This window comes from Methylotuvimicrobium sp. KM2, from assembly GCF_038051925.1.
Lineage (GTDB): Bacteria > Pseudomonadota > Gammaproteobacteria > Methylococcales > Methylomonadaceae > Methylotuvimicrobium.
In genome coordinates, this window is sequence record NZ_CP150634.1 from 3374990 (window position 1) to 3387667 (window position 12678).

Annotated in this window: 15 protein-coding genes; 8 read left to right on the forward strand and 7 right to left on the reverse strand. The window is 47.7% G+C overall.

All coding sequences use genetic code 11. The annotated features are described in order from the left end of the window. The first annotated feature begins 107 nt into the window (after positions 1 to 107). Positions 108 to 809, forward strand: coding sequence for a reverse transcriptase domain-containing protein (locus tag WJM45_RS14080; protein ID WP_341325721.1), 702 nt, complete (start codon positions 108 to 110; stop codon positions 807 to 809). Here the strand turns inward: WJM45_RS14080 and istB are convergent. Then, positions 797 to 1543, reverse strand: a complete 747-nt coding sequence (gene istB, locus WJM45_RS14085; protein WP_341325722.1) for an IS21-like element helper ATPase IstB — start codon at positions 1541 to 1543, stop codon at positions 797 to 799. The two genes, WJM45_RS14080 and istB, sit on opposite strands and share 13 nt — an antisense overlap. Then, positions 1530 to 3089, reverse strand: coding sequence for an IS21 family transposase (gene istA / locus WJM45_RS14090; protein WP_341328948.1), 1560 nt, complete (start codon positions 3087 to 3089; stop codon positions 1530 to 1532). The genes istB and istA overlap by 14 nt, the downstream gene beginning before the upstream one ends. Positions 3090 to 3220: 131 nt before the next feature. Here istA and WJM45_RS14095 point away from each other — a divergent pair, with 131 nt between their 5' ends. Further along, positions 3221 to 3775 (forward strand): reverse transcriptase domain-containing protein, encoded by a 555-nt coding sequence (locus WJM45_RS14095; protein ID WP_341325723.1) that lies wholly within the window; start codon positions 3221 to 3223, stop codon positions 3773 to 3775. Positions 3776 to 3983: 208 nt separating this feature from the next. On the opposite strand, the gene WJM45_RS14100 is transcribed toward WJM45_RS14095, so the two are convergent. The 4 genes from WJM45_RS14100 to WJM45_RS14115 all read right to left on the reverse strand — a co-directional run bounded on the left by WJM45_RS14100 (position 3984) and on the right by WJM45_RS14115 (position 6288). Beyond that, positions 3984 to 4838: a hypothetical protein gene (locus WJM45_RS14100; protein WP_341325724.1), complete on the reverse strand. Its 855-nt coding sequence runs from the start codon at positions 4836 to 4838 to the stop codon at positions 3984 to 3986. Between the two features lie 310 nt (positions 4839 to 5148). Continuing rightward, positions 5149 to 5616: a hypothetical protein gene (locus WJM45_RS14105; RefSeq protein WP_341325725.1), complete on the reverse strand. Its 468-nt coding sequence runs from the start codon at positions 5614 to 5616 to the stop codon at positions 5149 to 5151. 20 nt (positions 5617 to 5636) lie between these two features. Further along, entirely contained in the window at positions 5637 to 5960 is a 324-nt protein-coding gene (locus tag WJM45_RS14110; RefSeq protein ID WP_341325726.1) for an addiction module antidote protein, read from the reverse strand. Next, complete coding sequence (locus tag WJM45_RS14115) at positions 5947 to 6288, reverse strand: type II toxin-antitoxin system RelE/ParE family toxin (RefSeq protein WP_341325727.1); 342 nt, start codon at positions 6286 to 6288, stop codon at positions 5947 to 5949. The genes WJM45_RS14110 and WJM45_RS14115 overlap by 14 nt, the downstream gene beginning before the upstream one ends. Positions 6289 to 6515: 227 nt before the next feature. On the opposite strand from WJM45_RS14115, the gene WJM45_RS14120 reads away from it, so the two are divergent. The 6 genes from WJM45_RS14120 (at position 6516) to WJM45_RS14145 (ending at position 11946) form a co-directional block, all read left to right on the forward strand. Beyond that, on the forward strand, positions 6516 to 7076 hold the full coding sequence (locus WJM45_RS14120; RefSeq protein WP_341325728.1) for a recombinase family protein: 561 nt from the start codon (positions 6516 to 6518) through the stop codon (positions 7074 to 7076). Positions 7077 to 7088: 12 nt separating this feature from the next. After that, a complete protein-coding gene (locus WJM45_RS14125; protein ID WP_341325729.1) occupies positions 7089 to 9341 on the forward strand; it encodes a Tn3 family transposase in 2253 nt (750 codons plus the stop codon). Next, entirely contained in the window at positions 9304 to 10011 is a 708-nt protein-coding gene (locus WJM45_RS14130; protein WP_341325730.1) for a Tn3 family transposase, read from the forward strand. The genes WJM45_RS14125 and WJM45_RS14130 overlap by 38 nt, the downstream gene beginning before the upstream one ends. Positions 10012 to 10053: 42 nt before the next feature. Then, positions 10054 to 10224 carry a hypothetical protein gene (locus WJM45_RS14135; RefSeq protein WP_341325731.1) on the forward strand — a complete coding sequence of 57 codons (171 nt, stop codon included), beginning with the start codon at positions 10054 to 10056 and terminating at the stop codon, positions 10222 to 10224. A 91-nt stretch (positions 10225 to 10315) separates the two neighbouring features. Beyond that, on the forward strand, positions 10316 to 10510 hold the full coding sequence (locus WJM45_RS14140; RefSeq protein WP_341325732.1) for a hypothetical protein: 195 nt from the start codon (positions 10316 to 10318) through the stop codon (positions 10508 to 10510). 848 nt (positions 10511 to 11358) lie between these two features. Further along, the gene (locus WJM45_RS14145; RefSeq protein WP_341325733.1) at positions 11359 to 11946 is read left to right on the forward strand and encodes a hypothetical protein; all 588 of its coding nucleotides are present in this window, start codon (positions 11359 to 11361) and stop codon (positions 11944 to 11946) included. 240 nt (positions 11947 to 12186) lie between these two features. Here the strand turns inward: WJM45_RS14145 and WJM45_RS14150 are convergent, their stop codons facing one another. Continuing rightward, positions 12187 to 12531, reverse strand: a complete 345-nt coding sequence (locus WJM45_RS14150) for a hypothetical protein (protein WP_341325734.1) — start codon at positions 12529 to 12531, stop codon at positions 12187 to 12189. Between the last annotated feature and the right edge of the window lie 147 nt (positions 12532 to 12678).

Sequence of the window (12678 nt, forward strand, 5' to 3'; positions counted from 1 at the left end):
TGTCCTTCCTCTTTTGGAAAACCCGACGGTCGCTAAGAAACGCCTTCCACGGCACGACCGTTGGCAAGGTATTGGTTAGTGTATGAGGGGTAAATCAGGTTGTCTTTATGTTAGTGAAACCGCTTAAGATTAAACATCATTCCTTAACAGGCAGAATGACCCTTGACCTGGTGCGCAAGGCATTTCTTAATGTCAAACGTAACCGGGGCGCTGCCGGCGTTGATAAGCAAAGCATTGTGATGTTCGAGGCGAATCTTGAACAGAATTTGCAAGCATTGTTGAGCGATTTAAAAACGCGGGGGACATTTTCTCCGCATCCGCTCAAACGTGTGCGTATCGACAAAGGCAATGGGAAATTTCGCCCGTTGGGCATTCCCGTGGTCCGTGACAGGATTGCGCAGGATGTCTTGCGGCAACTGCTGGAACCGTTGTTCGAGCCTTTGTTCCATCCAAACTCGTGTGGGTTTCGGCCAAATAGGAACTGTCATCAGGCCATTGAACGGGTGCTGGACATCTGGCGCGAGGGCAATCGCTATGTGCTGGATGCGGATATATCGGGATTTTTCGATAACATCCCGCACCATGTCATCATGACGGGGCTATCCAATGTGGTCGCTGATGGGAATATTCTGGGTATTATTGAACGGTTTCTTAGGTCTGGCGTCATGGAAGACGGCGTTTTTAAACCAACGACGATCGGCACGCCGCAAGGCGGTGTCATTTCGCCTTTGTTGGTGTCAATGGCCAACAGAATTGAGCCAGTTTTGGCCATTAAAATTGAGCCACTTTTCCAGGGTTACGATGCTTGATTTAGCTTTGATTTGAGTCGATAACTTTCCCCTCCCAGCATAAAAATGTGTGAATGATGGATGATGCGGTCGACGATGGGTACGGCGACGTTGTCATCGATAAAAAACTCGCCCCAGTTGTTGAATTCCTTGTTGGTGGTCAGGATCACCGAGCGGTATTCGTACAGCGCATTGATGAGCTGAAACAGGTTGTGCATGCCTTGTTTGTTCATCGGCAGGTATCCTAGTTCGTCGATGATGAGCACATCGAATTTGAGCAGTTGGTTGATTTTCTTTTTCAACTCGCCTTTGAGTTCGGCCAGTTCCAAGGTCTCCATCAAGCCTAGTGCGGTGTTGAAGCTGACCTTATAACCGGCATCGATGGCTTTCAGGCCGATGCCGATGGCCAGGTGTGTCTTGCCGACCCCGGGCGGTCCGATGAAGACCACGTTGTCCCGATTGTCGATAAAGCCGAAGTCGAGCAGACTGTTGACTTCCCGTTTACGGATGGTGGTCTGAAAGCGATAATCGAACTCTTCCAGGCTTTTGAGCAAAGGAAAGCCGGCGCGTTTGCGGTTTTGCTCAATGCGCTTGGCGTTGCGCTGACGCTGTTCATGTTCAACCAAGCTTTCGGCAAACTGCAGGTAGGAACTTTCATGGGTCTCGGCTTGGCTAAGCAAGGTCGGCAAGTGCTCGGCAATGGCCGTCAGGCACAAGCTGCGGTATTGTCGTGCAATCTGATCAATGGATGGCATGGCGCTCTCCTTGGCCAGCCGAGTGGCCATTCAGGGCACGATAACGGGCCAGCGGACAGGCTTGCTTGATGGCGGCAGTGGGCTGCGCTGATGGCTGACTCGACAGGGCATCGCTGTCGTTCGAACGTCCCGCAGACTGCCGCCAAGCCTCCAGTCGTTCTTTCAGGCCGCTGGCCGTTAACCGAGGCGTGTCGATCAGTCGCGTCAGCACCGCTTCGGGAATCGCACCCTGCCGGTTGATCTGATCGGTCAGCACTTGCTTGGCGCCAACCAGTTGGTCTTTGTAGATTTTCGGCGAGGTGGTTTTCAACAGGGCGCACAGCTGAGTCACGACCGCCGGAGACGGCAGCAGTTCATGCAAGTCCTTTTCCAGCGTTTCGATGCGTAGCGACATATCCCGGTAATGATGCCGGTTCTTGATGATTTGCCCCTTTTCTAGACACACAGGATGTTCGGCGATCACTTTGTGAGTGCCGAGATCGCTGATCTGGATGACGCCGTTAGCTTCATGCACGGCGACACGGGCGCATTGATACGCCATCGGTACCGAGTATTTATTGGATTGCCAGGCGATCAAGCCGGTTTTATCCGCCTTGCGGGTCATGCGGGCCTGGCTGGCGGTCGCGTCAACACAAGACGGCGTCAGGTAAGGCCGCATATGGCCTTGTTCGTTGGCCGCGTAATGTGTCGCCGGCTGTTGGCCGGTGGTGCCGTGTCGCCGTTGATTGGCTATTCCGTCGAGCCAGTCGGTCATATGGGCCTGTAAAGCATCCCAGTCGGTAAAAGTCTCGCCATACAAGGCATTTTGTTTGACGTATTTGACCCCGGCCTCGACCTTACCTTTGCTTTCCGGATCATAGCCTTCACAAGCCCGAATCGTGAAGCCCGCTGCCGTGGCGTACTGGTGGAAGCGCTGGTTCAAGCGCAACTCGCGAAACACTTCGTTGATGACCACCAGCTTGGTTTGATCGTACACGCATTCGGCCGGCATGCCGCCGAAATTGCGAAATGCCGCATCATGCTGACGAATCAGCGTCTCGGTATCAATCGGCTTGGCGCAGACCGAAACATGCATCAGGCGCGAATACGACAGCACAAACACCATGAAATATACCGTCGTCGCCACGCCGCCAATCATTACATCGCGCAGTTCGCCGCCATCGACCTGGCATTGCTCGCCCGGCACCATGTCCAATACCGGCTCATAATAACGCGCCTGCTTAAAGCTAATCTCTTGCTTGAGAGCCTGTATATAACGCCGTACCGAACGGTCGGAAACGGCCAAATCGTCCACTTTGGCCTTCAGTTTGCGCAGCACTTTGACCGCTGACAAGCCCGGATAGGTTTGCAGCAACTGAATAATGTAGTCGCGGTAATCGTCCAGCTTCTTACCACGGGCTATCTCTTCCTGCAGGGCACTAATGTCCGCAGCCGACAGCTTCAGGTATTTGCTCACGGTGTTACGGGAAATACCCAATTGACTGGCAATCTGACGCTCGGATAAGCCGTTGCCATCGTTGTATAACGCTTTAATCTGATGGATCACAATCCACTCCTTCATGACGCTCCCTGGAAAAAATTCAGGGACTCTGTCAGATTTATTGGTATAAATAAAGTCTGAAAAAGTGGCTCAAAATTGTTGGCCATTTCTGGCTCAGTTTAATTGACCATTAACAGTTGGCAAATATTGCGCTGAACTATCTGGATTGGCATCTGCATGAGCATGGCTTGAACTTTGTGCGTTATGCGGATGACTTTGTCGTTCTATGCCCATCCGAGGAACAGGCAAAAGAGGCATTGGTTCTTGTCGGGGCGTTTTTAAACACGCATCTTGAGTTGAAACTCTGCCCTGAGAAATCGCAGGTCACCACATTTAGTGAGGGTTTTGCATTCTTGGGGTTTGATATTAGCTCAAGGGCGGTCACGATGCGCCCAAAGTCCATAGAGAAATTCAAAGATAAAATCCGGGAGTTGACCTGTCGCTCCTATAACTTGGATAGTTACCGCATCATGCGGGTTAATCAGGTGATACGAGGGACGGCAAATTATTTTGCAACGCCGTTCTCTCATAATCGTTATCTGTTTACGGAATTGGACAAGTGGATTCGAGTTCGCTTACGGTGCATGAAGTTTAACAGGAAATGGAAGACCGATAACAGGCGTCTACGTCTGAAGCACTTTAAGAATAAAGGGTTGTTGAGTCTCAGGGCGTTCTATCATGAACCTGCATAGCAAATACAATGACTCCCTTTCGAGGGCAATCTAGGCGGAGCCGCCCATTGTCTGAAAGAGACACGATGGTAAATAGAGGGAATTAACCTTCTTGCGGCAACGGGGGGCTGGTGGTTATCCTCCAGCCTACCCACTGGGTCTTCCTCTCCATGCTTGAAATCATGGATGCTTACTCTCAAGAAGAATTGGATAGTTTGAAAGCAACCGCTCAGCAATTTTTAGGAAAAGATGTGTAGATACTTATGGTTGTAGGCTGAAAGGATACCTGAGAAGAATCAATCGTACCGTTAAGGAGGAATCTTTCGCTATCAGAAAATGGAGAAAGAACGGTGCCATTATCGTCAGTTACCTGGATGTCGCCAAAAAGTGCAAACTTACCACTATCAAACATTGTCTCCAACAAACTACCATCACCAGGGAAGTCTCCGTCTAGACCCGCAGCCGTATTATCTACCAAATGAAAGCGAAACAAGTCCTGAAAAAATGAGAGCCTCCCCGGCGTATTCGCTCCTTCTCTTGAAGCTATTTCTATATTTTGATTAGTGACGGTTGCTTTGTAGTCAGTATCGAATATATATAGCTCATCAACAATACTGCTGCCATTATCGTCATTATTTTTGAACGGGGAAACCGCAAATGAAGAAATTCCGTATGTGTTGTTACCTAGAATTGAGCCGCGAATAGATAAGTTACCGAGATTCATTGAGTACCAATAATCATGCCCTCTCGCCAGAATACTACTACCTAAAAACTCTTCAGATCTCTTCACAGTTAAAGACAGGCTAACTGGTACAGGTGAGTCAGGAGTCAGATTCAGGGCGCCATAGAATTCTTCAAGGCTAAATGGCAACGTCTGTGATGATGCGACTGTGAGGTCGCTTAGATAGCCATTATAAGAATAATTCCGAGTTTCAGTATTAACACCACATGGAACTGCACAGAGTGTTATTGCACCTGCATTGCTTGTAGCCATGAGGAGCCAAGCAGTTATAGCTGCGACTTTAAATTGCTTCCGGTTTATGCATAAATTTATTTCAATGCACTCTGTTTTCCATAATTTCATTATATTTTACCTTTGCCAAGTAGATTCATTTATCCATACCAGTACAAAATCTACCAGATAACTATGACAAGCCTGTTAAACAGACAAATGGAGAATAACGCCGGAAGTCGTTAACTTTATCCCAGGTATCATATCAAAGGGGGTATCAAGGTTATTGGCCGAACGTCTGCTAAGGGTCGATACCTGAACCGGCCTATTCGAAATCAATTTCCAGCGGCCACTTTAGAGAAGTTTTGCATAGCCGGATTTTGTTGAAACCGAAGTTTCTGTTCAAATGCCCCTTCGCCAGTTCACCAAGGCCTGACAATGGTTATTTCGGATCATCAAGTTCTTTCTGGAATTTACTCCACCACTGTTCGGCATTAAATACAAAATTATGGCGTTTCAATAGCTCTTCATCGGAAAGCTCCGATTTCTTAATCGACGATTGCATCTTTTTCTCGACAAAAGGGGCCACGTCTTCATAAGCTGCGCGGGCTTTTTGCGCTACGCCGGAAATCAATCTTTCTTTCTGAAAAACGCTTGTCTGAAGCCCAGCTAACGTGCGTTGCACATAAACAAAATTATGCGCAACTTCGTTATACCCAACACTGGAAGCCCTTTCAAACTCCCGTTCGTCCAAATGGGCTTCCAATAGATCCAAAGCTTCCCGTAATTTGTCCAGAGCCATTGCAACAGCAACATGCTCCATCATGATGTCGTTGTCCACCTCTTCGATGAGGGCGGATTGCTCTTCGACAATGGCAATGATCTCCTGTTCGTTTGGTTTTTCATCCATGATATTGGCCTCTATAGAAATTAGGAAACCCGTGGAGCATCATGAATTTTCTGAGGCGTAAGGCGATAGCCCATCGCATGTAAAATGGCATTCACGCTACCAAATTGAGGATTGCCGTTTTCAGAAAGGGCCTTTTGTAAGCCCTTCCGGCTAAGTCCCGATGTTTCAGCAATTCGGCTGACTCCTTTTACGCGACTGACCACACGCAAGGACGATAAAAGCGCGGCAGTGTCGCCGGTTTCGGCATATTCATCAAACAGAATACTGATGTAATCATCCACTTCTTCCGGATGATCGCGCAGGTATTGCTCCTCGACTTCACCGATTGTTCTATAGCTGCTCATGGCTTAGATACTCCTTCCAATAATCTTTGGCTTGTTCAATATCTTTGCTTTGACTGCCTTTATCGCCTCCGCAAAGCAGGACAACGATATGATTATCTCGTTCTCCAAAATAAACCCTATAGCCAGAACCGAAAAACATCCTCAGCTCACTAACGCCTTCTCCAACCGGCTCGCAATCCCCATAATTGCCTTGTTGTAACCGAGAGACCCGGGCCAGAATACGTTTTCTATCCATGACATCCCGCAGCCCATAGAGCCACTCGGTAAAAGGCTCTTTCCCGTTTTCTCTGGCATATACGATGACCTGTTTTTCTATAGCACCGGTCACAATTTCATTCCTTGTATTAATATCTTATGACATGCGTACTATAGTACGCAATAAATTTAGATACAAGTCCTTTTTACATTCCAAAAAACGAACGTTTTTGGCACAGTTTTGACCACTATCGATTTTTCTGTGAAATCGACAATTTTTGTGTTCCAATACTCATCTCAAAAACAAAGTGTCAATATTATCCTATCAGAATGGATTATGGCACATTTCAGGAGCGATTCGTGTTAGTTGGCTATGCCCGCGTTTCAACCCCATCTCAAAGCCTGGACTTGCAAATCAAGGCACTCAAAAAATCTGGTTGCGACAAAATTTTCACGGATATCGCCAGTGGTGTCAAAGCAGCACGGCCAGGTCTCAAAGACGCGGAAATGGTTCTGCGTGAAGGGGATGCCTTGGTCGTTTGGAAGCTGGATCGCCTGGGTCGCTCCATCCAGCACCTGATTGAGTCCATTAACGCACTCAAGGAAAAAGGCATTGGCTTTCGCAGCCTTCAGGAAGCCATCGACACGCAAACCAGCGGCGGGAAACTGGTGTTTCATATTTTCAGTGCTTTGGCTGAATTTGAGCGTGATTTGATCCGGGAACGAACGAATGCCGGGTTGGAAGCGGCACGCGCCCGTGGCAAGAAAGGTGGCCGCCCTAAGTCATTGGATCAACCAAAAAACGTTAAGCTACTAAAGCAGATGCACGCCGATCCAAACTACTCAATAAACGATATTTGCAAGACGCTGAACATTTCCCGCTCCACCTTTTATCGCTATTTAAAGTCCAATAATAATTGAGAGTGATAACCAATGAAGCGAATTTGGGATGTCGATGAATTGGCGGAGCATTGGAATTTAAAGTTCGAAGAAATCCAGTTGCTCAAAACCAAACCGGCAAGGAATCACCTGGCGTTTGTTGCACAACTTAAGTACTACCAGAACACAGGGCGTTTTCCTCTCGCAACCAACGACATTCCCGAAACGCCACTTCATTACTTAGCTGACCAGTTGGAAATCACCGTGGCTCATATTCATGAGTACGACTGGCTGGGACGTTCCGGTACACGGCACCGGAGAGAAATTCTTGAATTTCTGGGTATTCGGCGGGTGTCTGCTGCTGACAAGAGCAACTTTTCAGACTGGTTGATTGACAGTTTGTATCCGCATGGAGCGGATATAACGGATGCCATCGAATCCGCGTTCGAGTGGTTTCAAAAACACCTGGTGGAATGCCCGGCAGGCAAAGAGCTTGATCGCCTGGTGCGCTCGGCCTACCAGCAGTTTGAACTTAACCTGTATGAGCACTTCGCCAGTTGTCTACCCCCAGCAAGCAAGGTGTTAATGGTTCAATCTCTTGATGGCATTGAAGGCGTGGTGAGCTTCAGTGATATCAAAGCCGATCCGGGGCGCATAGGATTGGACAGCGTGTTGAAGGAAGTCGAAAAGCTTGCCTTCATTCGCTCGCTGAACCTGCCCATTGAAACATTCACTTCTTTCAACGCGAAAGTGCTACAACGGTACAGACAGCGCGTCAACAGCGAGAGTGCCTGGGAAGTGAAGCAGCACCCCGAGACCATCCGCTACGGACTCTACACAATCTTCCTGTATTGGCGTCAGCGGGAAATCATTGACGGCTTGATTGAGCTGTTTATTCAAATCGTCCACCGGCTATCTGTTCGCGCCGAGCGCAAACTGGTAAAAACTCTGCTCAGTGATTTTCAAAAGGTACACGGTAAAACGGCGCTGTTATTTCGTATAGCGGAAGCGGCACTGGACAATCCCAATGGCCTGGTGAAAGATGTGGTGTATCCCGTTGCCGGGGAAGATACGCTGAAAAGCTTGCTCAAAGAATATAAATCATCTGGCCCTGCCTACCAGCAGCAAGTGCATAAGATCCTCCGCGCATCTTACAGCAACCATTATCGGCGCATGTTACCCAAGATCCTGGAGGCGCTGACCTTTTGTTCCAACAATACTCAGCATCGCCCGGTACTAAATGCCCTGGATTGGCTGAAACACAATCAAACCAACAACCAGCGATATATCAAGCTCGATGACACAATTCCGGTGGACGGAGTGATCCAGCCCAAATGGCGAGATATTGTCATCGAGGACGATCAGGGTGAAAAGCGTATCAACCGCATCAACTACGAAATCTGTGTCTTACAAGCGTTGAGGAAACGCTTGCGCTGCAAGGAAATCTGGGTGGTGGATGCCGACCGTTACCGTAACCCTGACGACGATCTGCCGCTGGACTTCGACGCCAACCGCGAAAACTATTATCAGGACCTCGGCCAGACTACCAACGCAACATCTTTTGTTGAACAACTGCGTAACGAAATGAGTTCAGCACTGGAATTACTCAATCGGGAGATGCCGAAAAATCGCAAGGTTCGGATCTTGTCCCAGGGTAAAAACCGGATTTCCATTACACCACTCACCCCGCAACAGGAGCCGATGAACCTGGCCTACCTAAAACGCGAGATCACCGGTCGATGGCCCATGACCAGCCTGCTCGATGTACTGAAGGAAACCGACTTGCGAATCGGGTTCAGCAACCATTTTAAGACCGTTGCCGACCGGGAAAACCTCGACCGTCAAAGCTTACAGCAACGGTTATTGCTGTGCCTTTACGGTATGGGTACCAATACGGGATTAAAACGGGTCAGCGGAAGCCGCCATGGGATCAGCCACAAAGAATTGCTCAATGTGCGTCGCCGTTTTATTCACAAAACCGCTTTGCGCAATGCCATTGGGCAAGTTGCCAATTCGATTTTTACCGCTCGCAACCCATCAATATGGGGCGAAGGCACAACATCCTGTGCATCGGATTCCAAGAAATTTGGTTCCTGGGATCAAAACCTGATGACCGAATGGCACATTCGTTACGGTGGTCGTGGCGTCATGATTTACTGGCATGTGGAAAAGAAATCGACCTGCATATATTCACAACTCAAACGCTGTTCCTCATCGGAAGTCGCCGCGATGATTGAAGGTGTTTTACGTCACTGCACGGACATGGAGATTGACCGGCAATATGTCGATAGTCCACGGCCAAAGTGAGGTTGCTTTTGCCTTCTCTCACTTGCTTGGATTCGATTTGTTGCCACGACTCAAGGCCATTGCCAGCCAAAAATTCTATTGGCCCGGTAACGACAAACACAGCGATTACCCAAATTTGGAGCCTATACTGACACGTCCCATCAACTGGGAGCTGATCATCCAACAGTACGACGAGATGATCAAATATGCTACTGCACTCAAGCAGGGCACCGCCGACCCAGAGGCTATATTGCGTCGATTCACGCGAAACAATGTCCAACACCCCACATACAAAGCACTCGCCGAGTTGGGCAAAGTGGTCAAAACTATTTTTCTGTGCCGATATATTGGATCTGAAGATCTTCGTCAGGAGATCCACGAAGGACTGAATGTTGTCGAGAACTGGAACAGTGCAAATTCATTCATCTTTTACGGCAAAGGCGGTGAAGTCGCGACCAACCAGTTGGAGGATCAGGAATTGTCGGTTCTGGCGCTGCATTTGTTGCAAATCTCCCTGGTATATGTGAATACCTTGATGATCCAGCAGGTGCTTAACGAGCCAAACTGGTCATCACGGATGAAACTGGAGGACTTCAGAGCGTTGACACCGCTGATTTATTCCCACGTGAACCCCCATGGAATATTTGAGTTGGATATGAACACGAGATTGCCCATTGAAGTGGCCGCTTAAAAGTTGGCGACTATCGCAGCTACCCGGTCACTACGCCTACTTGTGCTGACTAATAACCAACATCTGAATATTAAGGAAGCATTGCTAATCGCTCGGTTTTCTGAATCCAGTGTTACGAATAACGCTTTATCGCGAATTGAACTCAGAATCACAGATGATCTCGGTAAAGAATGGATTGGCTTCCATGAAGAACAACAATTGGGTTCGATATGAATTGCAGTTATCCACAAAATCTGTGGATAACCTTGTCATTAACTCGTCATATTTTCTTCGTAAGCCTTGATTGATAAGGGGGTGAAGTGTTTTGACAAAAAATTGGACAACGCTTTTAGATCATGGCTTTGACCCTCCTGTGGCAGTCGGAGATGCTGTCGATCGGCTCATGGAAATACTGAGTGGCGAGGAAAAGCTGATGATTGCGTTGATGCCGGAAGATGATCTGATTGATTTGCGCTTAGGCCTTGGCTTGGCGGGTCCGAAATGCGTTTGGCCTGCATGAGCCTGGGCGAGCGTTACAAAATTAGGAACCTACCAAAAAAGGTGGAGGAAACCTGAAATACCTTCTGTTCCCCGCAGCACTGATGCTTGCCGCGCTTTGGTACGGCGGAGATTTTTTTTGAAATATTAATCTTCTGGGAAGATTCCATCCATTTCACCTGGTTTTGCCTCGCCTTCACCATCCGTTCCAGTCGTAGCGGCAAGGCCTCATAACATCAATCCCATTTCCGATGGTATCGTCCTGAAAACCGATAGGTATGGGCATTTCAGGGGGCAGAGCTTTGATTAATGGTGTTCCGATGCCATTTCTGATCGACAGGGATTGTTTCTGGCTTCGAGCAGGGGTTCGAACAGCAGACCTTACCTTATGAATCCTGCCGCCCGAGCTTCGGGTTCACTCGAAAATTCGACAATGTTTTCCTCTTTCATCGCGTCATAACTCGGACCGGCCATCAAATGATAGATTTTGCTATTGCGATTACCTCGAATGACGCTCTACTTTGATAAGTCCTTATTTGTCGTCGGGCACAAATTCAACTAATTCACCAATTTGACAATCAAAAAACTTACATAACGCATCCAGGTTATTGGTAGTGGTGTTATGGCCTAATGGGTTGTTCATTTTAGATAACGTTGCTCGGTTTACGCCTGTCAATTTCGCCACCTCCTCTAATGTGATTTTTCGTCCTTCCCGGAAGGATTTTTCTGCAAGCAGTTCTTTTAATTTGAATCGAAGCATAAAGGTAGGTTTAATCCGATTATGTTCTTGACAAGAACATTAAATTTATTAAAATGTTCTCCGTAGGATATTTTTTTCTTATAAAGAATTTTATTATTTGGAGACTTCTCATGATTCCCGAAACACTGACCATCTCATGCAAATATTGCGGAAAATCTCACACGTATGTTCGCACTCGCTCATACAGAAAATACTGCTCTCATAAATGTGCAGTCAGTTACAACGCACAGTTGGATCACAATAAGCTCATCAAATCCCAAAAAATAGCTGAATATTATAGCCAATTCCCACATAAAAAATTTTTGGCCTCGACGAAAGCGTCTGCCAAAAAAAGAAATCTAGTTTTTGACATTTCTGAGGCGTGGTTCAAAGCGCGATTAGAAAAAGGCGTTTGTGAAATTTCCGGGCTACCGATAAAAACTAAGGCCTATGAATCTGGGGCCGTGGGCGAACGCTCTTTTTACTCACCCTCCATCGATCGAATCGACAATGCCATCGGCTATGTCGAATCAAATTGCCGAATCGTTTGCTGGGGTCTCAACCTCGCGAAATCCAGATTTACAGACCGCGACATTAATGCGCTCTCCCTGTCGTTAGTTTTGAGTCATTTGCCGACACGAATTCAACACGAAGTCATGGAATTCCTCCCGAAGAACCTGCTCGCAAGTCTGCCTTCCGGAAATCCCTATTATCAATAATGAATATAGATATTAGCACTTAAAACATTACTGACATCGTTTTGACGGTGTCAGTAAATCATCTAATGAGTGTTTTCGCTCTTAACTACGCCAATAATATTCTATACCATTGATCTGTTATTATAATTCATTCCACTTTAACTATGGCGCTGCCACAGGGGTTAATTGCATTGTGTTCTGCTCACGATTTGTTATAGCTGTGTTTGGTCGGTTTACTACACCTCTATCAATCGCTCCTCATCAAAGCCGGCCCGGTGATCTTGGATAGCCACGCGGATTCGACACGATCCGAACGCCGGCGATTTCATAATCCACCGATTTATGGATATGGCCGTGGCACCATAGGTCAATGCGGTGCGATCGGTCGGCGATAAATTCATCCAGCGCAGAGGCATAGGCGTAATCGACGATTTCCATGGAACGTAGAGAAGGGCCATGATGGGTTACCAACACCGTTTTTCCGTCATACGCTTCGGCTAATTGATGTTCCAGCCAACGCAGAGAATCCTGATGCAGACAATAGGCGACGGCCGGGGAAAAATAACGCGGCTCAAATCCGAACAAAGAATCGGTGGTCCGCCTCATCAGCTCGGTCGCGCGATCGTAGTGGCCGGGATTTTGCCACCATGTTTTGCAGGTGATATAGCAAGCGCGCCAAGATTTTTCGCGAAAGCTGAAATGGGGTCCGTCCGATTTCAGCAGCGAAAAATGACTTGGCGATTATTGCCTTCG

Coding starts and splice junctions, on each gene's coding strand:
- WJM45_RS14080 (WP_341325721.1), top strand. CDS start 108: ATGTTAGTGAAACCGCTTAAGATTAAACATCATTCCTTAACAGGCAGA.
- WJM45_RS14150 (WP_341325734.1), bottom strand. CDS start 12,531: ATGAGGCGGACCACCGATTCTTTGTTCGGATTTGAGCCGCGTTATTTT.
- istB (WP_341325722.1), bottom strand. CDS start 1,543: ATGCCATCCATTGATCAGATTGCACGACAATACCGCAGCTTGTGCCTG.
- WJM45_RS14125 (WP_341325729.1), top strand. CDS start 7,089: ATGAAGCGAATTTGGGATGTCGATGAATTGGCGGAGCATTGGAATTTA.
- WJM45_RS14105 (WP_341325725.1), bottom strand. CDS start 5,616: ATGGATGAAAAACCAAACGAACAGGAGATCATTGCCATTGTCGAAGAG.
- WJM45_RS14100 (WP_341325724.1), bottom strand. CDS start 4,838: ATGAAATTATGGAAAACAGAGTGCATTGAAATAAATTTATGCATAAAC.
- WJM45_RS14145 (WP_341325733.1), top strand. CDS start 11,359: ATGATTCCCGAAACACTGACCATCTCATGCAAATATTGCGGAAAATCT.
- WJM45_RS14110 (WP_341325726.1), bottom strand. CDS start 5,960: ATGAGCAGCTATAGAACAATCGGTGAAGTCGAGGAGCAATACCTGCGC.